This window comes from Enterocloster sp. OA13 (assembly GCF_022440595.1).
GTDB lineage: Bacteria > Bacillota > Clostridia > Lachnospirales > Lachnospiraceae > Enterocloster > Enterocloster hominis.
Genome location: NZ_JAKNTF010000001.1, coordinates 6,687,173 through 6,713,380, shown reverse-complemented (window position 1 = coordinate 6,713,380; position 26,208 = coordinate 6,687,173). Strand labels below are relative to the sequence as shown.

General features: G+C 50.6%; 19 protein-coding genes, 11 tRNA genes, 4 rRNA genes and 1 pseudogene. 3 read left to right on the top strand and 32 right to left on the bottom strand.

The features are described 5' to 3' along the window. Positions 1 to 2 precede the first annotated feature (2 nt). The 28 genes and pseudogenes from larC (MCJ35_RS30260) to MCJ35_RS30130 form a co-directional block, all read right to left on the bottom strand. Entirely contained in the window at positions 3 to 1,343 is a 1,341-nt protein-coding gene (larC, locus tag MCJ35_RS30260; RefSeq protein ID WP_488473325.1) for a nickel pincer cofactor biosynthesis protein LarC, read from the bottom strand. A 338-nt stretch (positions 1,344 to 1,681) separates the two neighbouring features. Further along, a pseudogene (larC, locus tag MCJ35_RS32625) lies at positions 1,682 to 1,889 on the bottom strand (nickel insertion protein); the annotation flags it as partial. Position 1,890: 1 nt separating this feature from the next. Beyond that, on the bottom strand, positions 1,891 to 2,634 hold the full coding sequence (gene larB, locus MCJ35_RS30255; RefSeq protein ID WP_008720961.1) for a nickel pincer cofactor biosynthesis protein LarB: 744 nt from the start codon (positions 2,632 to 2,634) through the stop codon (positions 1,891 to 1,893). Between the two features lie 2 nt (positions 2,635 to 2,636). Next, complete coding sequence (locus MCJ35_RS30250; protein ID WP_008720960.1) at positions 2,637 to 3,248, bottom strand: ABC transporter ATP-binding protein; 612 nt, start codon at positions 3,246 to 3,248, stop codon at positions 2,637 to 2,639. Further along, positions 3,245 to 4,168: an ATP-binding cassette domain-containing protein gene (locus tag MCJ35_RS30245; protein ID WP_025483812.1), complete on the bottom strand. Its 924-nt coding sequence runs from the start codon at positions 4,166 to 4,168 to the stop codon at positions 3,245 to 3,247. The genes MCJ35_RS30250 and MCJ35_RS30245 overlap by 4 nt, the downstream gene beginning before the upstream one ends. 177 nt (positions 4,169 to 4,345) lie before the next feature. Next, positions 4,346 to 5,179 carry an ABC transporter permease gene (locus MCJ35_RS30240; protein WP_008720958.1) on the bottom strand — a complete coding sequence of 278 codons (834 nt, stop codon included), beginning with the start codon at positions 5,177 to 5,179 and terminating at the stop codon, positions 4,346 to 4,348. After that, positions 5,179 to 6,162 carry an ABC transporter permease gene (locus tag MCJ35_RS30235; protein ID WP_008720956.1) on the bottom strand — a complete coding sequence of 328 codons (984 nt, stop codon included), beginning with the start codon at positions 6,160 to 6,162 and terminating at the stop codon, positions 5,179 to 5,181. The genes MCJ35_RS30240 and MCJ35_RS30235 overlap by 1 nt, the downstream gene beginning before the upstream one ends. Positions 6,163 to 6,177: 15 nt before the next feature. Beyond that, entirely contained in the window at positions 6,178 to 7,878 is a 1,701-nt protein-coding gene (locus tag MCJ35_RS30230) for an ABC transporter substrate-binding protein (protein ID WP_025483814.1), read from the bottom strand. 352 nt (positions 7,879 to 8,230) lie between these two features. Next, a complete protein-coding gene (locus tag MCJ35_RS30225; protein WP_051400590.1) occupies positions 8,231 to 9,415 on the bottom strand; it encodes a DUF4272 domain-containing protein in 1,185 nt (394 codons plus the stop codon). Positions 9,416 to 9,576: 161 nt separating this feature from the next. Beyond that, positions 9,577 to 10,248: a sce7726 family protein gene (locus MCJ35_RS30220; protein WP_025483816.1), complete on the bottom strand. Its 672-nt coding sequence runs from the start codon at positions 10,246 to 10,248 to the stop codon at positions 9,577 to 9,579. A 20-nt stretch (positions 10,249 to 10,268) separates the two neighbouring features. Continuing rightward, positions 10,269 to 10,604 (bottom strand): hypothetical protein, encoded by a 336-nt coding sequence (locus tag MCJ35_RS30215; protein ID WP_025483817.1) that lies wholly within the window; start codon positions 10,602 to 10,604, stop codon positions 10,269 to 10,271. Further along, on the bottom strand, positions 10,570 to 11,343 hold the full coding sequence (locus MCJ35_RS30210) for a GNAT family N-acetyltransferase (RefSeq protein WP_025483818.1): 774 nt from the start codon (positions 11,341 to 11,343) through the stop codon (positions 10,570 to 10,572). Before MCJ35_RS30210 ends, MCJ35_RS30215 begins: the two co-directional genes overlap by 35 nt. A 1-nt stretch (position 11,344) precedes the next feature. Then, positions 11,345 to 11,743 (bottom strand): VOC family protein, encoded by a 399-nt coding sequence (locus tag MCJ35_RS30205; RefSeq protein WP_025483819.1) that lies wholly within the window; start codon positions 11,741 to 11,743, stop codon positions 11,345 to 11,347. Positions 11,744 to 11,847: 104 nt separating this feature from the next. Further along, a tRNA-Leu gene (locus MCJ35_RS30200) sits at positions 11,848 to 11,927 on the bottom strand. A gap of 60 nt (positions 11,928 to 11,987) precedes the next feature. Further along, positions 11,988 to 12,071, bottom strand: a tRNA-Leu gene (locus MCJ35_RS30195). Positions 12,072 to 12,081: 10 nt separating this feature from the next. After that, positions 12,082 to 12,154 (bottom strand) — tRNA-Val (locus tag MCJ35_RS30190). 38 nt (positions 12,155 to 12,192) lie between these two features. Continuing rightward, positions 12,193 to 12,266 (bottom strand) — tRNA-Asp (locus tag MCJ35_RS30185). A 46-nt stretch (positions 12,267 to 12,312) separates the two neighbouring features. Next, positions 12,313 to 12,386: transfer RNA gene (locus MCJ35_RS30180), tRNA-Ile, on the bottom strand. Between the two features lie 42 nt (positions 12,387 to 12,428). Next, positions 12,429 to 12,501: transfer RNA gene (locus tag MCJ35_RS30175), tRNA-Thr, on the bottom strand. A 29-nt stretch (positions 12,502 to 12,530) separates the two neighbouring features. Continuing rightward, positions 12,531 to 12,602 (bottom strand) — tRNA-Glu (locus tag MCJ35_RS30170). Positions 12,603 to 12,640: 38 nt separating this feature from the next. Continuing rightward, positions 12,641 to 12,713 (bottom strand) — tRNA-Asn (locus tag MCJ35_RS30165). 150 nt (positions 12,714 to 12,863) lie between these two features. Continuing rightward, positions 12,864 to 15,753: ribosomal RNA gene (locus MCJ35_RS30160) — 23S ribosomal RNA — on the bottom strand. Positions 15,754 to 15,988: 235 nt separating this feature from the next. Further along, positions 15,989 to 16,061, bottom strand: a tRNA-Ala gene (locus tag MCJ35_RS30155). 6 nt (positions 16,062 to 16,067) lie between these two features. After that, positions 16,068 to 16,185, bottom strand: a 5S ribosomal RNA gene (gene rrf / locus MCJ35_RS30150). An 80-nt stretch (positions 16,186 to 16,265) separates the two neighbouring features. Further along, positions 16,266 to 17,796: ribosomal RNA gene (locus MCJ35_RS30145) — 16S ribosomal RNA — on the bottom strand. Together the 16S, 23S and 5S rRNA genes with 9 tRNA genes alongside form the textbook arrangement of a ribosomal RNA operon. A gap of 345 nt (positions 17,797 to 18,141) precedes the next feature. Further along, a complete protein-coding gene (locus tag MCJ35_RS30140; protein WP_025483822.1) occupies positions 18,142 to 19,002 on the bottom strand; it encodes an MBL fold metallo-hydrolase in 861 nt (286 codons plus the stop codon). Between the two features lie 51 nt (positions 19,003 to 19,053). Then, entirely contained in the window at positions 19,054 to 19,350 is a 297-nt protein-coding gene (locus MCJ35_RS30135; protein ID WP_025483823.1) for a DUF1330 domain-containing protein, read from the bottom strand. A 113-nt stretch (positions 19,351 to 19,463) separates the two neighbouring features. Next, positions 19,464 to 20,039: a TetR/AcrR family transcriptional regulator gene (locus MCJ35_RS30130; RefSeq protein ID WP_025483824.1), complete on the bottom strand. Its 576-nt coding sequence runs from the start codon at positions 20,037 to 20,039 to the stop codon at positions 19,464 to 19,466. A 103-nt stretch (positions 20,040 to 20,142) separates the two neighbouring features. Here MCJ35_RS30130 and MCJ35_RS30125 point away from each other — a divergent pair, with 103 nt between their 5' ends. Further along, a complete protein-coding gene (locus MCJ35_RS30125; protein ID WP_008726815.1) occupies positions 20,143 to 20,499 on the top strand; it encodes a winged helix-turn-helix transcriptional regulator in 357 nt (118 codons plus the stop codon). Positions 20,500 to 20,586: 87 nt separating this feature from the next. Next, complete coding sequence (locus MCJ35_RS30120; protein ID WP_008726814.1) at positions 20,587 to 21,009, top strand: pyridoxamine 5'-phosphate oxidase family protein; 423 nt, start codon at positions 20,587 to 20,589, stop codon at positions 21,007 to 21,009. 54 nt (positions 21,010 to 21,063) lie between these two features. Here the strand turns inward: MCJ35_RS30120 and MCJ35_RS30115 are convergent, their stop codons facing one another. Next, on the bottom strand, positions 21,064 to 22,275 hold the full coding sequence (locus MCJ35_RS30115; protein WP_034576761.1) for a molybdopterin molybdotransferase MoeA: 1,212 nt from the start codon (positions 22,273 to 22,275) through the stop codon (positions 21,064 to 21,066). A gap of 138 nt (positions 22,276 to 22,413) precedes the next feature. On the opposite strand from MCJ35_RS30115, the gene MCJ35_RS30110 reads away from it, so the two are divergent. After that, on the top strand, positions 22,414 to 22,827 hold the full coding sequence (locus MCJ35_RS30110) for a winged helix-turn-helix domain-containing protein (RefSeq protein WP_008726812.1): 414 nt from the start codon (positions 22,414 to 22,416) through the stop codon (positions 22,825 to 22,827). A gap of 178 nt (positions 22,828 to 23,005) precedes the next feature. On the opposite strand, the gene MCJ35_RS30105 is transcribed toward MCJ35_RS30110, so the two are convergent. The 3 genes from MCJ35_RS30105 to MCJ35_RS30095 form a co-directional block, all read right to left on the bottom strand. Continuing rightward, positions 23,006 to 23,077: transfer RNA gene (locus tag MCJ35_RS30105), tRNA-Gly, on the bottom strand. A gap of 28 nt (positions 23,078 to 23,105) precedes the next feature. After that, positions 23,106 to 23,180 (bottom strand) — tRNA-Pro (locus tag MCJ35_RS30100). Positions 23,181 to 23,298: 118 nt separating this feature from the next. Further along, positions 23,299 to 26,188: ribosomal RNA gene (locus MCJ35_RS30095) — 23S ribosomal RNA — on the bottom strand. Positions 26,189 to 26,208: the final 20 nt, after the last annotated feature.

Here is a 26,208-nt window from a genome sequence, read left to right as displayed (position 1 = left end):
CCTCACAATCCTTTCCGCTCTGCTTCCAGGCGCACAGCCTGGTACACAGCCTTAAAATCCCGGTCCGTCTCCCGGCAGATACGGCGTACACTCTCATATTCCGGATAATAAAATTTCCTGTCTTTATATGTGCATACCTTCACGTCCGCCTGTCCACAGTCCATGTCCACGGTCATCTTCTCCCTGGCAAGCACAGTCCTTGTCACAGGATACTGCCTGATTCCAATGGTCGTGGTATGGATCAGTATGATTTCCTCCAGCTTCTCCCTGTCCTCACCCCTGCACAGGACAGACAGCGTGTAGGCGGGTCTGTTCTTTTTCATGAATATCGGCGTATACCACACGTCCGCAGCCCCTGCCTCCAGAAGCAGTTCCATGACAAAGCCCAGGATTTCCCCTGTACAGTCATCCAGATTGGTCTCCATTACCCACATGGAACAGCCATCCGATGTCAGATTCCCAGCTTTTCCCGCCTCTGCCTGAGACGTCTCCATCAGCATGGCACGCAGCACATTGGCCTGCTTAAATACCCTGTTTCCGGCTCCCATACCAACCTTAAGAAGGCGGCAGGAATCCGGCAGGCTGTCCCTGGTGCCCAAGGCCGCCGCAATCGCTGCCCCGGTAGGCGTGACCATCTCCCCGTCATTATCCGTAAACCGGAGATCCAGCCCATAAGCTGAAGCAATATTCGCTGTGGCCGGTACAGGAACAGGAAGGACTCCATGCTGGCAATGCACATGTCCGTGTCCCTCTGCCAGGGCGGACACCACCACATCATCCACTCCCAGATTATCCACGCACACCGCCACACTGATGATATCCACAATTGAATCAATGGCCCCCACTTCGTGGAAATGCACCTGCTCCAGAGGCAGGCCATGGGCCTTTGACTCTGCTTCCGCCACTATCCTGAACATCTTTCGCGCCAGTTCCTTCACGCGGTCATTGGAATCCAGTCTGTCAATAATCTGATATATGTCGAACAGATTTCTGTGAACATGGGAATGACCGTCCCCGTGCTGATGGGCATGGGAATGACTGTGGGCGTCCTCATTGGGATGGGTGTGAGGATCCGTATGATTATGGGTTTCTTCATGGGGATGTACATGCTTATGGACTTCCCATTGGTCGTGAACACGGGCCTGGGCTTCTGTGTGATTATGGTGGGCATGGTCATGCGGTTCTTCGTGGGGATGGCTGTGCTCATGGCCCTCTCCGTGACCATGGCTGTGCTCATGGCCTTCTCCATGACCGTGGCTGTGCTCATGGCCCTCTCCATGACCATGGCTGTGCTCATGCCCTTCTTCATGACCGTGGCTGTGTTCATGCCCTTCTTCATGAATGTGGCTATGCTCATGACTCTCTTCATGAGCATGACTGTGCTCATAGCCTTCTTCATGGCTGTGGCTGTCCTCATGGCCTTCTTCGTGGGGATGGCTGTGCTCATGGCCCTCTCCGTGACCATGGCTGTGCCCATGGCCTTCTCCATGACCATGGCTGTGCCCATGGCCTTCTCCATGACCATGGCTGTGTTCATGGCCTTCTCCATGACCATGGCTGTGCTCATCCCCTTCTCCATGACTATGGCCATGACCGTGCTCATCCCCCGCTTCATGGCCGTGACTATGCCCGTATCCTTCTCCATGACCATGGCTATCCCCATGCCCTTCTCTATGGTCATGCCCATCCTCCTCCAGATGCACATCAAAATCATACGAATCCAATCCACATACATTCTTCCGCCCAAAATACAGATGATATCCTCCCACCCCCAGGCTTTCAAGGGCATGTTCCAGCACATCCCTGTCCGCGCCCAGATCCAGAAGCGCCCCGACTGTCATATCCCCGCTGATTCCGGAATTACATTCCAAGTACAATATTTTTCCCATTTCATCTTACCGCCAATCTGTTTATTTGCGTGGCCAGATAACCGGCCCCGTATCCATTGTCAATATTCACCACTGAAATCCCGTTGGCACAGGAATTCAGCATGGTCAAAAGAGCCGACAGTCCATGAAAGCTGGCCCCGTATCCCACAGATGTGGGAACCGCAACCACCGGACAATCCGCAAGCCCTGCGATCACAGTCCCCAAAGCGCCTTCCATTCCCGCCACCGCAACAATGCAGTTGGCTTTCATGATCCTGTCCCGCTGTGAAAGCAGCCGGTGGATTCCCGCCACCCCCACATCGAAGATCCGGTCCACCGCACAGCCAAAATACTCCGCTGTCTGTGCAGCCTCCTCAGCTACCGGTATATCTGCCGTGCCTCCCGTACACACAGCAATGAGTCCTTTTCTTTCCTTGCCCGGGCGTTCCACCTTAAGGATTCTGGAAATAGGGTCATAGACCACTTCCGGGACCGCTGCTTTCACCAGCATATATTGTTCCTCAGACGCCCTTGTTCCCAGCACCTCGCCGTCCCGCTCATAAAACCGTTTATAAATCTCCATCAGGTAAGCATCCGGCTTTCCCTGGCAGAACACAGTCTCACCGAAACCGGACCTGAGTTTCCTGTGATGGTCCAGCTTTGCATATCCCAAATCCTCATACGGCAGGTCCTTCAAAGCATGTTCCGCATCCTCTATCTTAACCGCCCCTGACTTCACCTGTTCCAGCAGTTCCCTTACGTCCATATTCAAATTTCCTCCTTCAAATCCACAATTCTGGTACATACCCGCTCCAGCAGTTCCCTGGAATGGCTCACCACCAGCAATCCCATCTTCCGGTGCCTCACCTCTTCTAAAAGGAAATTCCATATCTGGCTCTGGGTTATCAAATCCAGCATGGTACTGATTTCATCTGCCAGCAAAAACCGTGTCCGCCTGCCAAGCGCCCTGGCAATGCAGAACCTCTGCAGCTCGCCTCCGGAAAGCTCCCCTGGATACCGGTTCATCCAGTCCGGTTCAATGCCCAGCCCCCTGATGATCCGCTCCTCCACCTCATCCCCTTCTTTGATGACTTCCCTCATCTTAAGCTTTGGGTTCACCGACAGCTCCGGATGCTGCCACACCATCTGGACCGGACAGTACGCGCCAAATCCGGACAAAGGTTTTCCGTCCAACAGCACGCGCCCGGAATCAGGCGATTCATACCCGGCCAGGATCTTGCAGAACGTGGTCTTCCCAAACCCGCTGGGAGCAGTAATCCCTACCCGTTCCTCCTGCTCCAGGCATATACTTACATTATTCAGTATTTTCCTGTTTCCATTGTCATATTGAAAGGAAATGTTCCCTGCTTCCAGTCTCATATTCCTGCCTTCCTACATTTTACCATACCGCCTTTATAAGCGCGATACTCGATTTCTTCCAAACAGCCCTGGTCTGCCATGGGACATCTGGGTCCATAGGGGCATCCCCTGGGGAGGTCCTTCACATAGGGCTGCGCCCCTGGCTGAACCTCAAATCCATGGCTCGGCATGGCACGGTACAGCGCCCTTGTATATGGATGGCGCAGGCTCTCCTCCCTCTGAAAATCAGACACGGCAGCCTCCTCCACATTGGTTCCTGCGTAAAACACCACAATCCGGTCAGCCACCTTAAGGGCCAGTTCCAAATCATGGGTAATCAGCAGCACTCCCGCCCCTTCATCCGCAATCTCCCGGAAATGCGACAACACCCTCTTAGCCGCACTGATATGAAGCCCCGGGGTCGGTTCATCCGCAATCACCAGTTCCGGTTTCTCCATGACAGCGGTGGAAATCAGCACCCGGCGTGTCATTCCGCCAGACAGCTGAAACGGATAGAGCCCTTCCGTATCCTCCCCCAGCCCATATCTGCCAAGTACCTCCCTGCTTCGGGTTCTGGATTTCCCATCCTTATGCCCGTTCCTCACCTGGTCCCCAACCTTCATAAGCGGGTCCAGATAGGAAACACTCTGAGGTACCAGCACCATCTGCCTTCCCCTCAGCTCCTTCACCCTTTTTCCGGTCAGTTCCTCCCCCTTAAAGGTAATCCTTCCCTTCCAGGAAGCATTGGCAGGCAGAAGCCCCATGACCGCATGGGCCAGGAGACTCTTCCCCGAACCGCTGGATCCCACCACAGCCACAATCTCATGACCTTTAACATTAATACTCAGGTCCCTGATAACCGGAAGCTGTATCTTCCTCCACCCCCGCTCATACTGGGAAAATGAAATCATCAGATGTTCCACTGACAATACTGTTTCCATTCCGCCAATCTCCTTTCAGCCCCAGATTCCACCCCATAATTTCCTTCCAAATCCAGATTCCACTAACCAGCTCCATCCCCGCACCAGATTCCACTACCCAGCTTCATCCCCGCACCAGATTCCACTCCCCATTCCCATTTCCCTCCCATACTCCGCTGACCAATCCAGTTCCCCCGCCTACATATGAGCCTTGTTAGGATTAATCAACGTCATCATGGTATCGCCGATAAAATGGAACAGGGCCACTACCAACACCAGCAAAAGTCCCGGAAACAGGGCCAGCCACCATTTTCCCATGGTCAGATACTTCATGCTCTCAGACAGGATGACCCCGATGGCCGGCTGTTCCGGGGAAAGGCCAAAGCCAAGGAATGTAATGCTGGCCTCGTGAAGGATGGCATGGGGAAACAGCAGCACCACCCCCACCAGAAGCTGCGGCAGGAGATGGGGCATCATGTGCTTCCACGCAATCTGCATTTTACCCATTCCCAGCTTTCCAGCAATCTTTATGTACTGGCGCTCCTTCAGCTGCATGACCTCAGCCCTCAATAGTCTTGCCAGGGATGTCCAGTGAGTCAGGGATATCCCCACCATCACGCCCCAGAACCCCTTGCCTGCTGCAAAGGAAATCAAAATCAGCAGCAGGATATGCGGAATCCCCATGACCAGGTCAATGATAATTCCCACCAATCCATCCGCGGCCTTTCCCAGACAGGCTGCCGCGGTTCCCATAAAACATGCAATGACCGCGCTCACTGCCGCTGTCAAAAGTCCAATCCGTATACTCAGGGAGAGGCCGGTTATTGTCCTTACAAACATATCGCGTCCCATCCAGTCCGTCCCAAAAGGATATGCAGGACATGGCGCCAGATTCTTCCTGGAAAAATCCGTCACCATGGCCTCATTTTCCAATACCCTGCCCCCAATGGTAATGGCTGCCAGCATAAGGGCTGCCATTATCAGGAAAACGAACAGGGTCTTGCGCCGGTTCCACGCCGTAAACCATCCCATCAGCCTGCCCTCCTTTTCCTGATCCTGGGGTCCACTGCGCCATACAGTATGTTGGCGGTGAAATTCCCTGCAAACACAATGGCCGCGCTTATGACAGTGATTCCCAACAGAAGCGGCACATCCCCGCCCAGGCCAGCCGTAACAGCCGCCTGCCCCAGTCCGGGATAGGAAAATACCTGCTCCACCAGGACCGACCCTCCGAATATCTCGCTGACCGAAGCAAACTGCAGGGTCATGGCCGGAAGCAGGATGTTGCGTATGCCATGGCGCTTCACAATCCCCCACTCCGACTCACCTCTGGCCCTTGCAAACAGCACATAATCGCTCTCCATGACCTCTGCCATCTTCTCTCTTGTGTGAAGTGCGATATTGGAAATGCCGGTAATGGACAAGGCAGCCACCGGAAGGATGCCGTGGACCAGCCTGTCCCCCAGCGTGACAGCGGACGCTTCCATCCCGATGGGGACGCTGAGTCCAATCGGGAGCACCTTCAGCCACACCGCAAATACCATCAGCAGCACCAGCGCCAGCCAGAAGGCCGGGGTACTGGCAGTAAGCAGCGCATATGCAGAAATCAGCTTATCTGTCAGCCCCCCTTTCCTGGCCCCTGCCGCCACGCCCAGCACAAATCCCACTGCGCCGGATATCAGCCAGGCCGATGCCATCAGCCAGAGGGAATTAGCCAGCCTTTCTCCAATCACCTTGGAAACAGGCTGGCGGTACAGAAGGGATGTCCCCATATCCCCCCGCAGGAAATCCGCTGCCCAGGACACATACCGTTTGACAGGCGGCGTGTTCACGCCCCAGTACTCCTCAAGCTGTGCAATCTGCTCCTCACTCATGCTTCCCAGCGCCGCCTGCCCTACATTCGTCCTTAGTGGGTCAAGAGGCGACACCGTGACCAGGAAAAAGGCCGCAATACTGACCAGCACAAGCAGTACTGCCATCCGTGCAACATTCTTACCAACCTGTCTCAAACCCATGTCATCGTCCTTTCATCACAACCAGCTCCACTGATCCACATTATTCACAATGGACCATCCATGCCCGTGGGGATGCAGCTTCTGATCCGCCACCTTTAGATTCTCCCTGGCCCAGTACAGATGGTCAATATTCACCAGCCAGATCCATGGTATATCCCCATCCTGGGTAATTCCCGTGTTCCCATCCCACTGTGCCTTTTTCCAAAGCTCATAGGACTGTTCCAAATCGCTGGAGGCCAGGGCCTCATCCATATAACGGTCCACGGTCTCATTGGTATAAGGAGAATACTCCGCCAGCCCCGATTCCTTCATGGTATGGTAAATGTTATAAAGCTCCATAGGCGTATGCGCGCCCCAGCCCCACATCAGCGGTTCTGCCTGCGCCCTGTCATAAGCCGTATCCCATCCAACGCCCTCTGTCTTAACCTCAATGCCGACTTCCTTTAGCTGATTGGCCGTATCTGCTGCCAGGGCCTGACGGACAGAATCGCTGGCCGGGTACATAAGGGTCATGGATGCCCTGACGCCGTCCTTTTCCCTGATTCCATCGCTTCCGGTCAACCACCCGGCTTTATCCAGTATATCCGCTGCCTTCGCAGCATCATACCCGACCCGGGCAGCATCATTATACCAGGGCATCTTGTCACAGACGCTGTAGGCCGGGCTTCCATAGCCGTTCAGCACATTATCAATCATCTCATTCCTGTCGATTGCAAGATTGATGGCCCGCCGCACCTGCACATCACCTGTAAAATCATTTCCAACGGGTATCCCATCCATTGTCTTTCCTTCATCCGGCACGGCAGGAAGGTTAAATCCCCTGTTATCCACGGTTTCAAATGCCAGCAGTTCATATCCCGGCAGTGTCTGGTCCGAATAAGAAGCAGCCGTATAGGCCAGGTCCGCCTGTCCCGACATGACAGCCGCATAGGCCGCATCCTCCTCCATGAACAGGATGGTCACCTTCTTCATCTTTGGCGCCTCCCCATAATAATCCGGATTAGCCTCCAGGATTACCTGCTGCCCCTTATCCCACTGCTTCAGCACATAACGGCCCGAACCAACCGGATGCTCCCCATATCCCGTCCCATAGGCATGTTCCGGCACGATTCCGACAATAGCCATGGTATATGGCCATATGGAATACGGGCGGTTCATATGGAATTCCACCGTTGTGTCATCCACTGCCTCAGCCTCTTTAAGCATGGTGAAGTCATTAACCGAACTGGTATCCCTCAGCGTATTATAGGTAAATGCCACATCCCCCGCAGTCAGCTTCTCCCCATCCGTAAACACCACGTCATCCCGTATGGTCACGGTCCAGGTCAGGCCATCGTCACTGGCCTCCATGCCGGTCGCCAGGTCATAGCCGATTTTCAGATCCGTCGTCGTCACCGTCAGGGTACTCTGGATTAACGGCTCATGCACATGCTCCCCTGCCCCCCATCCATAAGCCGGGTCAAATCCCGCTTCCGGTTCGGACGTAGGCCCCATGACAACAATCACGTCATCCCTTACCGTTCCCTGGGTTCCGGACACCTGTCCATTTTCCTGTTGCTCCTTTTGGCCGGACGCCTGTGCTGTCCCCTGTGTTCCCTGCTGCTCCTGTCCGGATGCCGGTCCTCCTGCCGCACCGGAACCATTTCCCCCGCACCCAGTCACCAGCATGGCTGCTGCAGCCATGGCTGCCATTGTAAAATTAAAACTTCGTTTCATTCCCGTCCTCCTATAATTCCTGAAAACCATCCTACATGTCTCAGGTCCATCTTTTTGCATCTCCCTCATCCGGCTCCTTTAACACACAAAAATACCAGGAAAACAGACCTATCCCTTAGGGATATCCATTACCTTCCTGGTATTCTCCTGATATCATGAAATCATTGCTGTTAATTATCGTCCGGACCATAGGTCCATGCAGAATCCATACTCCACACAGATGTTGACTTCTGCCAACCGTTAATAAAAATTATACGAAAATCTCAGTGGAACGTCAATCACTTTCTTATGAAAACATTTTACATGCTTCTTATACTGCCTTAGATTCCTTAAACACATCACAATCCACATATCACGTAGTAGTACTCACCCTATCCCACTCCGTAATCCCATCTGCTCCTGTCAGCCAGTTAAGCGCATAATGCCATTCAAATATGATTTCCCCATCCAGCCCATCCACTTTCCCATGGTGTATGCGTGCATCCACACAGGCCCAGTCATATCGGAATACAAGATCCTGCATATCCAGGATTTCATCCCTGCCGCGGAGCACGGCTTTTTCCATCAGGCTGTCAAATGTATGATTCCACATAATTGACCCCAGTTTGGCAGCGTCACAGATTTCATCCGGCTCTTTCAACCCAATCATGGACAACGCCCACAAAAGGACGGAGCAGCATTCATATCTCCAGCCAAACTTAACGTGCTGCAGCGGTTCCTGCAATGGATTTTCAATATACGCCTTTTCCTCAGGGGAGAGCCAGCGGGTGACCTGATAGCGCTCCTCCATCTGCTTCATCTGGCCTTCAGCAATCTCACGGCAGTTGTCAAACTGACCGCCTCCATAAATCTCAGACACCACTGCCGCCGCAAATACAGCTGACAGCCTGTGGATAATGACGTCTTTCGGTGGAATCCTGCATTCCTCTTCCAATACCGCGGCCTGCAGGTGCTCAATATACGGTATGCCTTTTTCCTTCAGAAGGGCGATTGACCGTTCTTTTCTTGCCCTGTCCGCCTCCGTCTCCTCCGCATCCCGTTCCAGAAGGCTGGAATGGGCCTGAGGACGGAACTCCTCATAATCCGTCTTTCCATCAATGGATATAAGCAGCTTCCCATCCGGGCTGTACAGGCACATATCCGGGTGCAGGACAAATCCTCCCAGTTCCTTTGCCATCCCATATATGGTGTTAACAATATGATTTGTCCTCTGTTCATTGTCATCCAATTGGAACTGAATCCCCACAATACAATTAAAAAGGCTAATCTGGCGCAGGATTGCATCCCTGATTGTATCATCCTCAAGGGGCGCCTGGGCAAAAAAACGGACCATTCCCTCTGACTGGGCCTTATTTTCCGGTTTATTTGCTGTCACATGAAATTGAATGGCTGTCCCATCCTTAAACAGGATTTGGAATTCCTGCTCATCCGTAAAGAAAATCCTCTCCATCACCTGTGAAAATAAGTCCTTCGCTATCCCAGGCACTGCCTCCCCATCTTTCCTGCATGCATATAAGGTCAGTACTGCCTCCTTCATCTCCTTTTTCCCAGGCTCCTCCTTCTCTTTTTTCCGCTTATTTTTCCAATTAAACAAACCCAAACCTCTGCCCTCCTATTCTTTATTTTGTTTTTCATCCAACTTTCATCCTGCTTTCATCCAACTTTCATCCTGCTTTCATTTTGGCTGCGTCCTGCTTTTCATCTGGTTTTTATCGTGCTTTTCCTTCTGCCTTTTATCCTGCTTCTTATCCTTTTCTTTTTCCCTGTCTGGTCCTTCAACTCCGGCCTGTTCTGTATTTTAAACTCCCTGATGATTTCCTCAATCCGTGTATAATCCCGTTCAAACAGTTCATCGCTCACCAGGGCGGACAACTGCTCCTTTGGGATTTTCAATAGCATTTTGTCGATGACAAATGCCTTACTCTTCTCTTTATATCTGGGCATACAGGTCAGTTCCTGGATATGTACCAGTTCCGGACGCCATAAAAGGCTGAGCTTACGTTTCCAGTTCATCTGAGGATTTTCCCGAGGCTCCCGCAGGACATAAAAATCAATGCCCAGGTCCGTCTGCTCCACTGTAATGATTCCCCACCATTCCGGAACATGCTCCCTGACATGGACCGCATGGCTGGAACCAGCCACCACCATATTCCGGTCAAAGAAGCGGTCATAATCCTTAACCTGCCGGGACAGACGTACATAGGTGTCTGCATCACTTTTAATCTCAATTCCCGTCAAAAGTCCGGGAAGGACCATCACAATATCCGCCCTTGATTTCCCTACCTGCTTTTCTTCTATAATCCTTATCTTACCATAAGTTTCCTCCAGGAAATCGAAAAGCGGCTCCCTTATATCTTTATCATACAGCATATATTTTCCAGACTCCCCTGTCACAGCCAGTTAATGGACGGCCTTAATCCATGGCCTGCCCATATCTTCTTATCCTGGCATATCATATCATGAAACAATTTTACTATATATCCCCAAAAAAGGACAGCCATTTCTGACTGTCCACTGACCTCTCTATTCGCTTTCCCCATCACTCTGTGTATTCTTCTTTCCACATCGCCCCGCTGATTCTTCCTCTGATTCTTCCTCCGGCCAATTCCTTTTCCCGCATCGGCCCCGCCAATCCATTCCCTTATTTTTCCATCCCTACATATTCCAATCCATCCCCATATCTTCCTACCTTCACATCTTCCTAATCCGCTCCCATATTTTTGCAAAGCTCTTTTCCGATAGGATTTCATTGGTAATAAATTTGCCATTATAAAATAACGCATATGTTGTAAATGGAACAGGTGCAGACTGTGCATCCTCTTTTGTTTCAAGCTTCCTGAACCTGCACTCCAGCCCAAGTTCCTTCAGATTCCCAGCAAGAAGCGGTACATATTTAGACGTATGTGGACATTGATCTGAATAATACAGGATCAATCCCTTCTCATCCACACAGCCACTCCTCGCCACATCCTTAATGGCCGGAACTGTACCCGAATCCGAAAAAGGCAGATAGAACAACTCATAATAAGGGCTGGCTGTATCCGCCACCTTAAACCCCCGGTGCTTCAGATATCCCGGGTCTGCCAGAAACGGCATCTTCTTTTTAGATGACAGGCAGACAAGACCCTTTTTTCCCTTGGCCCTGCTATCATCAATGCATTGATCCATCAGTTGGTCTCCAAAGCCCTTTCCCTTATATTGCCCGGAAACCCATAAACAGTCAATATACATATAACCATCCGCCTTAATGGGCGCCCAGGCAAATTCTGCCGGTATGTATTCTATAAACACTTTTCCCCGCACATCCAGCTTATTAAACACAAGTCCTTCCTGCATCCTGCCGCGAAGCCATGATTTCTTGGATGGAACACAGTTTTCACCTTTCTTATCGGAAATACAGCAGCATATATGTTCTGTCTCCAGATTTTCCAATGTGACCTGTTTAAATACCGGCTTATCACCCATTTTACGATTCTCCCTTAACAAATGACCCAATCTCAACCAGATTGCCTTCCGGGTCAGCCACATAGCAGGTCCGCTGTCCCCATGGTTCCGTGACAGGAGCCATGATTGGAACAGCCCCCTTTTTAAGCACACTATTATATGCCTCATCTACCGCAGCATAATCTGCTACTGTCAATGCAATCTCAAAATGACCACTCACCTTACCTGCATAACAAAACTTCCGGCCAGTCATCTTCTCTAAATCATCACGCCCATAAAGCAGGAACAATGTGCCGTCCTTTTCCAGGAATACATTATCACCGTCTTCATCTTCCTTAATCTCAAACCCAAGGACATCACGGTAAAACCGTATCATGGTCCCCATATCCTTCACGAAAATGCCAAATCCTTCTAGTCTCATGCGTTCTCCCTCTTCCTGTTTTTCACATTATAACAGGAGAAACATGACATCTGTATGTCATCATTATTCAAATATAAAAGGAGCCTATTCATAAGGCTCCTCAATGCGGCTAACAGGACTCGAACCTGCACGGTCTCCCAATGGGACCTAAACCCATCGTGTCTGCCAATTCCACCACAGCCGCAAATCTAATATAATTACAAGAAAAGTCCCAACACTTTTCAGCATCAGAACTTAATTGCAATGCGGGTGGCCGGACTTGAACCGGCACGGTATCGCTACCGAGGGATTTTAAGTCCCTTGTGTCTGCCTATTCCACCACACCCGCATAATACAAATGGGGCCTACAGGGCTCGAACCTGTGACCCTCTGCTTGTAAGGCAGATGCTCTCCCAGCTGAGCTAAGACCCCAAAATGTATACGAATTGTGTCGCATTATAAAATGCAAACGACCCGGAACGGGTTCGAACCGTCGACCTCCGCCGTGACAGGGCGGCGCTCTAACCAGCTGAGCCACCGGGCCATTATTTAGATTATATAGTTCTCAATCTGCTTTAGTTAGGAAAGAGTGGACCTTCGGGGACTCGAACCCAGGACCGACCGGTTATGAGCCGGTTGCTCTAACCAACTGAGCTAAAGGTCCGAACTATATTATCTCTTATAAAATTTACTGTTATCACAGTAAAGCCGATGATCGGACTCGAACCGATAACCTGCTGATTACAAATCAGCTGCTCTGCCAATTGAGCCACATCGGCATATTCATGCCAATAATCTTGAAGCTAAATGACCCCAACGAGATTCGAACTCGTGTTACCGCCGTGAAAGGGCGATGTCTTAACCGCTTGACCATGGGGCCTGAACAAGGTAGTGGTCGCCATGGACTTCCACTAAAAACTCCCCGAGTAGGACTTGAACCTACGACAGCGCGGTTAACAGCCGCGTGCTCTACCGACTGAGCTATCGAGGAATAATGGTACAACTAAGCGTTTATTGCGCTGACCAAATCATTATACAATAATTCAATCTAAATTTCAAGCACAAATTACACTATTTACATACCCTCAAAACCACATATTGAAAACCGAACTGACAAACTTCCTGTTTCTCCCTGAACCTTCTGGTTAAGCCCTCGACCGATTAGTATTAGTCAGCTCCGTACATTGCTGCACTTCCACCTCTAACCTATCCACCTCGTCGTCTTCAAGGGGTCTTACTGCTTACGCATGGGAGATCTCATCTTGAGGGGGGCTTCACGCTTAGATGCCTTCAGCGTTTATCCCGTCCAGACTTGGCTACCCTGCCATGGCCCTGGTAGGCCAACAGGTACACCAGCGGTCTGTCCATCCCGGTCCTCTCGTACTAAGGACAGCTCCTCTCAGATCTCCTACGCCCGCGCCGGATAGGGACCGAACTGTCTCACGACGTTCTGAACCCAGCTCGCGTACCGCTTTAATGGGCGAACAGCCCAACCCTTGGGACCTGCTACAGCCCCAGGATGCGATGAGCCGACATCGAGGTGCCAAACCACTCCGTCGATGTGAACTCTTGGGAGTGATAAGCCTGTTATCCCCAGGGTAGCTTTTATCCGTTGAGCGATGGCAATCCCACTTTCATACCACCGGATCACTAAGTCCTACTTTCGTACCTGCTCGACCCGTCAGTCTCGCAGTCAAGCTCCCTTATGCCTTTGCACTCTTTGGATGGTTTCCAACCATCCTGAGGGAACCTTTGAGCGCCTCCGATACCCTTTCGGAGGCGACCGCCCCAGTCAAACTCCCCACCTGACATTGTCCCCCGCCCAGGTCATGGGCGCAGGTTAGAAACCCAGTACCGCAAGGGTGGTATCCCAACAATGGCTCCGCACAGACTGGCGTCCATGCCTCATAGCCTCCCACCTATCCTGTACATGCAGCACCGGATCCCAGTATCAAGCTGGAGTAAAGCTCCATGGGGTCTTTCCGTCCTGGCGCAGGTAACCAGCATCTTCACTGGTATTTCAATTTCACCGGGTGCATTGTTGAGACAGCGCTCAAATCATTACGCCTTTCGTGCGGGTCGGAACTTACCCGACAAGGAATTTCGCTACCTTAGGACCGTTATAGTTACGGCCGCCGTTTACTGGGGCTTAAATTCAAAGCTTCGGTTTCCCTAACCTCTCCTCTTAACCTTCCAGCACCGGGCAGGCGTCAGCCCATATACCTCACCTTACGGTTTTGCATAGACCTGTGTTTTTGCTAAACAGTTGCTTGAGCCTATTCTCTGCGGCCACATCTCTGTGGCACCCCTTCTCCCGAAGTTACGGGGTCATTTTGCCGAGTTCCTTAACAATGCTTCTCCCGCCGGCCTTAGGATTCTCTCCTCATCCACCTGTGTCGGTTTACGGTACGGGCATGCATCACACGATAGCGGCTTTTCTTGACAGCCGGAATCACACACTTCACTACTTCAGTTCGTTCCGCGTCACGTCTTCGGGTTGTTAAGCGGATTTGCCAGCTTAACCCCTACTACGCTTGCCCCGGTATTCCCATTCCCGGGATGTGTTGTCCTTCTGTGTCCCCACAGTTCTGATGATGCATGGTACAGGAATCTCAACCTGTTGTCCATCGGCTACGCCTCCCAGCCTCGCCTTAGGCCCCGACTTACCCAGAGCAGATCAGCTTTACTCTGGAAACCTTGGATATTCGGCCTGGAGGATTCCCACCTCCATCTCGCTACTCATTCCGGCATTCTCTCTTCTCAGCACTCCACGGCTCCTCATCGGTACCGCTTCTCCGTCCTGAGAATGCTCCTCTACCAATGTACTCACGTACATTCCTAAGCTTCGGTGTTGTGTTTCAGCCCCGGACATTTTCGGCGCAGGACCTCTCGACTAGTGAGCTATTACGCACTCTTTGAATGTGTGGCTGCTTCTGAGCCAACATCCTAGTTGTCTTTGAAATCCCACATCCTTTTCCACTTAACACACACTTTGGGACCTTAGCTGTAGGTCTGGGCTCTTTCCCTTTTGACTACCCAACTTATCTCGTGCAGTCTGACTCCCGTACATCATTTATGCGGCATTCGGAGTTTGATATCCCTTGGTAAGCTTTGACGCCCCCTTAGGAATTCAGTGCTCTACCTCCGCTAAACTGATACGAGGCTAGCCCTAAAGCTATTTCGAGGAGAACCAGCTATCTCCGGGTTCGATTGGAATTTCTCCCCTATCCACACCTCATTCCCACCCTTTTCAACGGATGTGGATCCGGTCCTCCACGGAATTTTACTTCCGCTTCAACCTGGACATGGATAGGTCACCCGGTTTCGGGTCTGCCTGTACTGACTTGACGCCCATTTAAGACTTGGTTTCCCTTCGGCTCCGCACCTTAAGTGCTTAACCTTGCCAGTACCGGCAACTCGCCGGACCGTTCTACAAAAAGTACGCGGTCGCACCTTAACGTGCTCCCACAGCTTGTAAACACAGGGTTTCAGGTTCTCTTTCACTCCCCTCCCGGGGTCCTTTTCACCTTTCCTTCACAGTACTATGCGCTATCGGTCACTAAGTAGTATTTAGCCTTGGAGGGTGGTCCCTCCGACTTCCCACAAGGTTTCTCGTGTCTCGTGGTACTCTGGATACCGCCGCTGCCTACTGTTTTCATGTACGGGGCTCTCACCCTCTATGGCCTGCCTTCCCAGGCAGTTCCATTAACAGATTGGCTCACTTATGCGGTCCATAACCCCAGCATGCACGCACGCTGGTTTGGGCTCCTCCCATTTCGCTCGCCGCTACTCTGGGAATCGATGTTTCTTTCTCTTCCTCCGGTTACTTAGATGTTTCAGTTCACCGGGTTCCCGACGTATGGCTATGTATTCACCATACGACGACTGAGGGTTGCTCAGCCAGGTTTCCCCATTCAGATACCTCCGGATCAAAGGATATTTGCTCCTCCCCGAAGCTTTTCGCAGCTTATCACGTCTTTCATCGGCTCTTAGTGCCAAGGCATCCACCCTGCGCTCTTATTAGCTTAACCAAGATGACTTCCACCTGCGGGTGCGGGTGTCAGTCGAAGTCCATAGCGTTGGACTCCTTGGTTCTAGGTTCTTCTTAAACGCTTTCGCGTTTACAAGTTTGTTTCTTTCCATACAATCGCTTGTATGGCCTCGGATGTCTTGTTTATCCTAATTTCTTAGGATACTCAATTCATTTTCTTCAATATGCGGTTTTCAAGGTACGTATGGGGACCGTCCTGTTAGGACAATCCCGAATGGAGATGGAGAGATTCGAACTCTTGACCCCCTGCTTGCAAGGCAGGTGCTCTCCCAACTGAGCTACACCCCCACGGTAATCTGGCACCCACCTGCTCTCCCATGCCGTCTCCAGCATAGTACCATCGGCCGCTCAGGTCTTAACCATCGTGTTCGGGATGGGAACGGGTGTGTCCCCTAAGCGCATCGGCACCAGAAATCTTTCGTCTTCCTTATTCAATTGCTTGATAATCAGAAAACTGGACAGTATATAAAACCCCTACTTCTTCTTCCTTAGAAAGGAGGTGATCCAGCCGCACCTTCCGATACGGCTACCTTGTTACGACTTCACCCCAGTTACCTGCCCCGCCTTCGGCAGCTCCCTCCTTTCGGTTGGGTCACTGACTTCGGGCGTTGCTGACTCCCATGGTGTGACGGGCGGTGTGTACAAGACCCGGGAACGTATTCACCGCGGCATTCTGATCCGCGATTACTAGCGATTCCAGCTTCGTGTAGTCGGGTTGCAGACTACAGTCCGAACTGGGACGTTATTTTTGGGATTTGCTCACCTTCGCAGGGCCGCTTCCCTTTGTTTACGCCATTGTAGCACGTGTGTAGCCCAAATCATAAGGGGCATGATGATTTGACGTCATCCCCACCTTCCTCCAGGTTATCCCTGGCAGTCTCCCTAGAGTGCCCACCCGAGGTGCTGGCTACTAAGGATAAGGGTTGCGCTCGTTGCGGGACTTAACCCAACATCTCACGACACGAGCTGACGACAACCATGCACCACCTGTCTCCCCTGTCCCGAAGGAAGGGACACGTTACTGTCCGGTCAGGGGGATGTCAAGACTTGGTAAGGTTCTTCGCGTTGCTTCGAATTAAACCACATGCTCCACCGCTTGTGCGGGTCCCCGTCAATTCCTTTGAGTTTCATTCTTGCGAACGTACTCCCCAGGTGGAATGCTTATTGCGTTAGCGGCGGCACCGAGGGGCTTTGCCCCCCGACACCTAGCATTCATCGTTTACGGCGTGGACTACCAGGGTATCTAATCCTGTTTGCTCCCCACGCTTTCGAGCCTCAACGTCAGTTACAGTCCAGTAAGCCGCCTTCGCCACTGGTGTTCCTCCTAATATCTACGCATTTCACCGCTACACTAGGAATTCCACTTACCTCTCCTGCACTCCAGCCACACAGTTTCCAAAGCAGTCCCGGGGTTGAGCCCCGGGCTTTCACTTCAGACTTGCATCGCCGTCTACGCTCCCTTTACACCCAGTAAATCCGGATAACGCTTGCCCCCTACGTATTACCGCGGCTGCTGGCACGTAGTTAGCCGGGGCTTCTTAGTCAGGTACCGTCATTTTCTTCCCTGCTGATAGAGCTTTACATACCGAGATACTTCTTCACTCACGCGGCGTCGCTGCATCAGGCTTTCGCCCATTGTGCAATATTCCCCACTGCTGCCTCCCGTAGGAGTTTGGGCCGTGTCTCAGTCCCAATGTGGCCGGTCACCCTCTCAGGTCGGCTACTGATCGTCGCTTTGGTGGGCCGTTACCCCGCCAACTGGCTAATCAGACGCGGATCCATCTCACACCACCTGGGTTTTTCACACCGTACCATGCGGTACTGTGCGCTTATGCGGTATTAGCAGCCATTTCTAACTGTTATCCCCCAGTGTGAGGCAGGTTATCCACGCGTTACTCACCCGTCCGCCACTCAGTCATCCCATATTCCATCCGAAAACTTCCTATAAGATGCTTCGTTCGACTTGCATGTGTTAGGCACGCCGCCAGCGTTCATCCTGAGCCAGGATCAAACTCTCAAATTAAAAGCTGATTCCAGGTTTCAGACTACTTAGCTTGGCTAGTTATCTTTAACCTTCATTACTTGGTTTTGTTCTGAATTTTCTCAAATCCAAAGGCCTAAACCAGGCCTTCTGTTTTTAGAATTTTCAGGGTTTTACATACTGTTCAATCTTCAATTATCAAGGTTCTTGGTCTGTTGTCTGTCTCAGCAGCAACTTTGATAGTATATCATAAGCATTTGCTTTTGTCAACAACTTTTTTAACTTTTTTCTTTGCCGTGTTCCTGCGTTGTGGCTCTCACCGCAACGCAAGAGATATCTTACCAGATGCTTCGACAATTGTCAACATTTTTCTGCAAACTTTTTTAATTACTTTTCCTGTGCCTCCTTTAGCCTGTAAATATCCTTGAAAACGGACCATTTAAACAAAGGATGTTTTTCCCATTGCTGCATTTCCAAGTCCCTGCACAGGAGACAAAACACTTCGTCCCAGGTCATCTCCGGCCGCCAGGAATCTGCATACTGCCGGGTTATATTACAGATGCGCTCCATTTGGGATATTGCCAAATCAATGGTGTGCAGTCCTTGTTCCTTGTCATACACTTTATCCCAGGCAGGACAATACAGCCGCACCTCTCCTTGGCTTCCCAGACGTTTCAGTGTATGAATGCTGCTTTCAGAGTTCTCGTAAATCGGTACGTCATCTGCTGACGGGATTGCATCGCCTGTAAACAGCATCTGTTCCTGGCGGTAATAAAAAGAAAGTGATTCCCTGGAGTGTCCGGAAGAATTGATTATTTCCAAATCTATCCCAGGTTCCAGACAGATACTGTCCTTATCTTTTATTATCCGGTCCAACATGACCGGACCTTCAACCAGCTCATGGAAATTAGGTATCGGACGCTCCTTATACTGAAGCTCTGTATCTTCAATCCAGTCACGTTCCCCCTGACATCCATATACACAGCAGGCATACTCTTTTTTTATGGACTTTGCAGCGCCAATATGGTCGGGATGGGAATGTGTCAGGATGACTGCATTGATAGTTTGTCTTGGATTTCCAATTTTATGTATATATTCCCCAATTTTTTTCTGACACCCTTTGACGCCGGAGTCAATCAGGTAATACCCCTGTTTTCCTACAATGATATACACATAAACATACCGTTTAACCTGCGGTGTCACATCGAATTCAACTTTTAACTGATGTACTGTATCACATATTTTCATATCGTTCCTCCTCACCAAATGGATATAATCGGGCATAGCTGCCTCAAGTCATCAGATTCCTGGGACAATTACTGCCTGGCTGTTGACCGAAGAAGTACGCTTTCCCATAATCTGTTTATAGTCCTCTGAGTCAAAGCATGCATTCAGGCTGCTTCTATCAGGAAAACGTATGACAATCACGCGTTCCGGCCTCCACTGGCAGCCAATGGCCTCAACTGCTTCGCTCCGCACAATATATCTGCCCCCATATCCTTCTACAATCGGTTTGACCATCCTGATGTATTCATCATATTCCCCCCGCCCTTTTTCTTTATCCAGATAAGTGCTTACAATAAAATATATCCCCATATGTCCTCCTCCGATGCAAGTAAATGCTTGCATTCAAATCAAAAATATATGGCACGGCATGTGCTATATCCCCATACGTCCTCCAACCAGACATCCCCCTCCCATCATGGGAATCAGCCGTTAATCCCTTTTACAAATGCAGATACCATCCCGGTGATATATGCTTCTTCCGACATTGCCGTCAGCCTTTCCCCAAAGGAAGCTTTAAAAAAGACGAACCCGAAATTCAATGATAAAAACATCATGGCCAGGGTTTCTGCATGATTCTGCTTCAGGACTCCCTTTTTATGCATTTCCCCAAAGTAATTGACCAGACCGTTCTTAAATGTCTGCGGAACAGCCATGATCCCATCAGAAGCAGCATCTGCCAGTTCGGGTGTGCGAAGCCCAATGGACAGCTTCACAAAATGCTCCGTTACCTTTTTCATGTATATGCGTGAAAACCGGTTTAAATCTTCCTCTAAATCCCCTGTCCATGTATTAAAATCTTCCGGTCTAAGGTCCGGATGCCACCGGCTCTGCTTCATGGCCTGAAGAACGATTTCCTTTTTCTCCCCAAACTTGCGGAAAATAGTACATTCATTAACCCCTGCACGTCTGGCAATATCCTTTGTGGTGGCTGCCGTGTATCCGATTTCCATCATCAGCTCCATGGCTGCGTCAATTATCTTCTGACTGGTCTGATCCATTTTTAATGCCATCCTCATTTGCAAGTATTTACTTGCATTTTATTCCTCAATCATCTTTCTGTCAAGTATTTTCTATGATATACTTTCCATGAGGTGAATGTATATGAAAATGCGTGACGAGTATACCTGCCCTTTGGAACTGACCCACGATGCCATCAAAGGGAAATGGAAGCCCATTATCCTGTGGCAGCTGAGTAAGGCACCCCAATCCCTTTCAGGGCTCAGGCATTCAATTGCAGGTATATCACAGAAAATGCTGATCCAGCATCTGAATGAATTAATCCAATATGGATTTGTGGCCAAGACCACCTTTGAAGGTTATCCCCTGCAGGTGGAATATGACCTGACGGACAGAGGCAGGAAAATATTCGATGCCATCACAATCATGCAGACAGTCGGCATTGAGATGATGATAGAAGACCATAAGGAAGAACTGCTCAGGACCAAAGGACTTTTATGACCAGTCCGTATAGTTACTAAAAAGTGCCTACTTCCCTTATTTGCTGCAAACCCTTAAGATTGTAGTTAAAAGGAGGATGATACACATATGAGAGATGTCCAGAAAACCATTGGAAATTTAATCGACAGACAGAGTACTGCATTTATAGGTTCTGTTTCCCAGGACGGGTTCCCTAATGTAAAGGCGATGCTCGCCCCAAGGAAACGGATTGGACTGAAGACCATTTATTTCACCAGCAACACATCATCCATGCGGGCCGCACAATACAGGGAGAATCCCAAGGCCTGTGTATATTTCTGTGACCGGCGTTTTTTCCGCGGGGTAATGCTGACCGGTACCATGGAGGTTTTGGAGGACAGTGAAAGCAAGGAAATGATCTGGCAGGAAGGGGATACCATGTATTATCCCCTGGGGGTAACAGACCCTGACTACTGTGTCCTGCGGTTCACGGCTGAGTCCGGCAGATACTACAGTAATTTCAAATCAGAAAATTTTGAAATAGAACCATAGGAACAGACATACGGTACACAGGCCTTCTTACAGGAATCTGTGTACCGTATTATATTATAACAATATTACATCTACTGCCTCCCCGGCTTTCATTCCTCCGTTACCGGCAGGAATATCCACAAGGCAGTTACACTGGGACAGACTTACAAGCATGCCCGATGAATGGCGTCCCTCAGGAAGCCAGACCTTTCCATTATCCATACGTCCCCTGATAAACCTTCTTGTGGATGATGGTTTTGGAAATGCAGTTTCAAGGATTCCCTGAATCCGGCCGGGCCTCCAACCGAGCCTTCCACGCATTACCTCCAGAACCGGCCTTACCAGAACCTCAAAGGTCGCTGCGGCTGCAAACGGATTGCCGGACAGACAGAATACAGGCTTATTACCAATCAGCATCACCATGATGGGGGAGCCTGGTTTTGCATCAATTCCATGAAACAGCACCTCAGCGCCCAGATGTTCAGCCACAAGGGGCATGCAATCCCTGACCCCCACTGATACACCTCCACTGGTAATCAGGGCATCACATTGGCCTAATGACTCCATAACCGCATCAGCCAGCCTTTCTGTGTCATCACCAAAGCTGTCCATCCTGACTGCTTCCATTCCCAATTCCATGACCCTGGCAGAGAGAAGCGGACCATTGCTGTCATATATCTTTCCCGGCATAAGGGCACATCCCACCGGCATCAATTCATCGCCAGTTGCCATGACTCCGATTCTTGGCACTGAATATACCTGTACATCCTCAATCCCCTGGCTGGCCATTATCCCCACATGCATGTGGCGTATCTGGGTGCCTTTTTCAAACAGCAATACCCCTTTTTCCACATCCTCGCCCTGAAAGCAGTAATTCCCATAAGCTTTAACCGGCTGGTAAATCTCCACCACCTGGTCCCCTTCGTCCGTCTGTTCCTGCATGATGATGCCATCGGCCCCTTCCGGTATGGGAGCGCCTGTCATAATCCTGACGGCCTCTTTAGGCCCCACTTCCTTCTGGGGACACATTCCCGCACAAACCCGTTCAATTACATTCAGCTTCACAGGATTTTCCCTGGATGCCCCCTGTACATCCACGCTTCTGACCGCATAACCGTCCAGTGGCGATCTTGGAAATGGAGGCTGGTTCATAATGGAGTATATATCCTGGGCGCATATGCGTCCAAGTGAATCAACTGATTTTATCATTTCAGTATTGACATTTATCTCAATCTGCCCCAATCGTTTCTGTGCCTCTTCCACCGTTATTGCGTTTCTTTTGTTCATTTCCATGCCTTCCCTTGTATTTGTTGATATATTCTCTACTTAGTATAATGGAACCCCGAATCCCTGTCAACCATTGTATTTTATTAAATATAATGGTATCATATTTTATATGAAATAAAACCATTTAAGGAGTGTTCCATGAATTCAGAATCAGTAACAGACCACGGCAGCCTTAGTTCCAGCAGCAATCCCATAAGTCCGGCCCATTACCTTCTTAAACTTCAGGTCTATAACACATCCCCTCATTTTGGGAAAGGAGTCATCTCCCTGATGCTGTTAATCCAACAAGGGCATTCCATCCGCTCTGCCAGCCAGGTGATGAATATGGCTTACAGTAAGGCATGGCATCTGATCCGTTCAGCCGAAGAAGATTTGGGATTCGCCCTCATCATCAAGAAAAAGGGAGGTTCCACCCGTGCCGGTTCGGTCCTGACCCCGGAAGGTCAATGCCTGTTAACACAATTCCAAAAATTTGAATCTTCTGTCCACAAATGTGTGGACCAGCTGTTCCTGGAATATTTCCCATCCGCCCCTGTTCCAGAGGATGATTAAATACAGCTGCCTGCCAAAAAGTGTAGACACCCAAAAAGCAACGTGCGGCGGGACTTGAACCATACCGTCATTTCCCCATCTGGAAAGAATGAGGGGTGTCTACAACTGTCTACAGTATCCTGGAGAACGCAAAAGGCTGAAATCCCTTATAAATCAAAGGATTCCAGCCAATAAAAAAAGCGCGAGACGGGATTCGAACCCGCGACCCTCGCCTTGGCAAGGCGATACTCCACCACTGAGCCACTCGCGCATATTATATCTTATTTAATTAATGAAAGTCGGGGTGACAGGATTCGAACCTGCGACCTCCTGGTCCCAAACCAGGCGCTCTAGCCAAGCTGAGCCACACCCCGTCATCACCAACGATAAATAATATACCATAGATGATTGAAAATTTCAAGTATATTACGTACCCTCAAAACCACATATTGAAAACCGAACTGACAAACTTCCTGCTTCTCCCTGAACCTTCTGGTTAAGCCCTCGACCGATTAGTATTAGTCAGCTCCGTACATTGCTGCACTTCCACCTCTAACCTATCCACCTCGTCGTCTTCAAGGGGTCTTACTGCTTACGCATGGGAGATCTCATCTTGAGGGGGGCTTCACGCTTAGATGCCTTCAGCGTTTATCCCGTCCAGACTTGGCTACCCTGCCATGGCCCTGGTAGGCCAACAGGTACACCAGCGGTCTGTCCATCCCGGTCCTCTCGTACTAAGGACAGCTCCTCTCAGATCTCCTACGCCCGCGCCGGATAGGGACCGAACTGTCTCACGACGTTCTGAACCCAGCTCGCGTACCGCTTTAATGGGCGAACAGCCCAACCCTTGGGACCTGCTACAGCCCCAGGATGCGATGAGCCGACATCGAGGTGCCAAACCACTCCGTCGATGTGAACTCTTGGGAGTGATAAGCCTGTTATCCCCAGGGTAGCTTTTATCCGTTGAGCGATGGCAATCCCACTTTCATACCACCGGATCACTAAGTCCTACTTTCGTACCTGCTCGACCCGTCAGTCTCGCAGTCAAGCTCCCTTATGCCTTTGCACTCTTTGGATGGTTTCCAACCATCCTGAGGGAACCTTTGAGCGCCTCCGATACCCTTTCGGAGGCGACCGCCCCAGTCAAACTCCCCACCTGACATTGTCCCCCGCCCAGGTCATGGGCGCAGGTTAGAAACCCAGTACCGCAAGGGTGGTATCCCAACAATGGCTCCGCACAGACTGGCGTCCATGCCTCATAGCCTCCCACCTATCCTGTACATGCAGCACCGGATCCCAGTATCAAGCTGGAGTAAAGCTCCATGGGGTCTTTCCGTCCTGGCGCAGGTAACCAGCATCTTCACTGGTATTTCAATTTCACCGGGTGCATTGTTGAGACAGCGCTCAAATCATTACGCCTTTCGTGCGGGTCGGAACTTACCCGACAAGGAATTTCGCTACCTTAGGACCGTTATAGTTACGGCCGCCGTTTACTGGGGCTTAAATTCAAAGCTTCGGTTTCCCTAACCTCTCCTCTTAACCTTCCAGCACCGGGCAGGCGTCAGCCCATATACCTCACCTTACGGTTTTGCATAGACCTGTGTTTTTGCTAAACAGTTGCTTGAGCCTATTCTCTGCGGCCACATCTCTGTGGCACCCCTTCTCCCGAAGTTACGGGGTCATTTTGCCGAGTTCCTTAACAATGCTTCTCCCGCCGGCCTTAGGATTCTCTCCTCATCCACCTGTGTCGGTTTACGGTACGGGCATGCATCACACGATAGCGGCTTTTCTTGACAGCCGGAATCACACACTTCACTACTTCAGTTCGTTCCGCGTCACGTCTTCGGGTTGTTAAGCGGATTTGCCAGCTTAACCCCTACTACGCTTGCCCCGGTATTCCCATTCCCGGGATGTGTTGTCCTTCTGTGTCCCCACAGTTCTGATGATGCATGGTACAGGAATCTCAACCTGTTGTCCATCGGCTACGCCTCCCAGCCTCGCCTTAGGCCCCGACTTACCCAGAGCAGATCAGCTTTACTCTGGAAACCTTGGATATTCGGCCTGGAGGATTCCCACCTCCATCTCGCTACTCATTCCGGCATTCTCTCTTCTTAAAGGTCCACAGCTCCTCATCGGTACTGCTTCACCCCTTTAAGAATGCTCCTCTACCAATGTACTCACGTACATTCCTAAGCTTCGGTGTTGTGTTTCAGCCCCGGACATTTTCGGCGCAGGACCTCTCGACTAGTGAGCTATTACGCACTCTTTGAATGTGTGGCTGCTTCTGAGCCAACATCCTAGTTGTCTTTGAAATCCCACATCCTTTTCCACTTAACACACACTTTGGGACCTTAGCTGTAGGTCTGGGCTCTTTCCCTTTTGACTACCCAACTTATCTCGTGCAGTCTGACTCCCGTACATCATTTATGCGGCATTCGGAGTTTGATATCCCTTGGTAAGCTTTGACGCCCCCTTAGGAATTCAGTGCTCTACCTCCGCTAAACTGATACGAGGCTAGCCCTAAAGCTATTTCGAGGAGAACCAGCTATCTCCGGGTTCGATTGGAATTTCTCCCCTATCCACACCTCATTCCCACCCTTTTCAACGGATGTGGATCCGGTCCTCCACGGAATTTTACTTCCGCTTCAACCTGGACATGGATAGGTCACCCGGTTTCGGGTCTGCCTGTACTGACTTGACGCCCATTTAAGACTTGGTTTCCCTTCGGCTCCGCACCTTAAGTGCTTAACCTTGCCAGTACCGGCAACTCGCCGGACCGTTCTACAAAAAGTACGCGGTCGCACCTTAACGTGCTCCCACAGCTTGTAAACACAGGGTTTCAGGTTCTCTTTCACTCCCCTCCCGGGGTCCTTTTCACCTTTCCTTCACAGTACTATGCGCTATCGGTCACTAAGTAGTATTTAGCCTTGGAGGGTGGTCCCTCCGACTTCCCACAAGGTTTCTCGTGTCTCGTGGTACTCTGGATACCGCCGCTGCCTACTGTTTTCATGTACGGGGCTCTCACCCTCTGTGGCCTGCCTTCCCAGGCAGTTCCATTAACAGATCGGCTCACTTACGCGGTCCATAACCCCAGCATGCACGCACGCTGGTTTGGGCTCTTCCCATTTCGCTCGCCGCTACTCTGGGAATCGATGTTTCTTTCTCTTCCTCCGGTTACTTAGATGTTTCAGTTCACCGGGTTCCCGACGTATGGCTATGTATTCACCATACGACACTTGAGGGTTGCTCAAGTAGGTTTCCCCATTCAGATACCTCCGGATCAAAGGATATTTGCTCCTCCCCGAAGCTTTTCGCAGCTTATCACGTCTTTCATCGGCTCTTAGTGCCAAGGCATCCACCCTGCGCTCTTATCAGCTTAACCAAGACGACCTCCACCTGCGG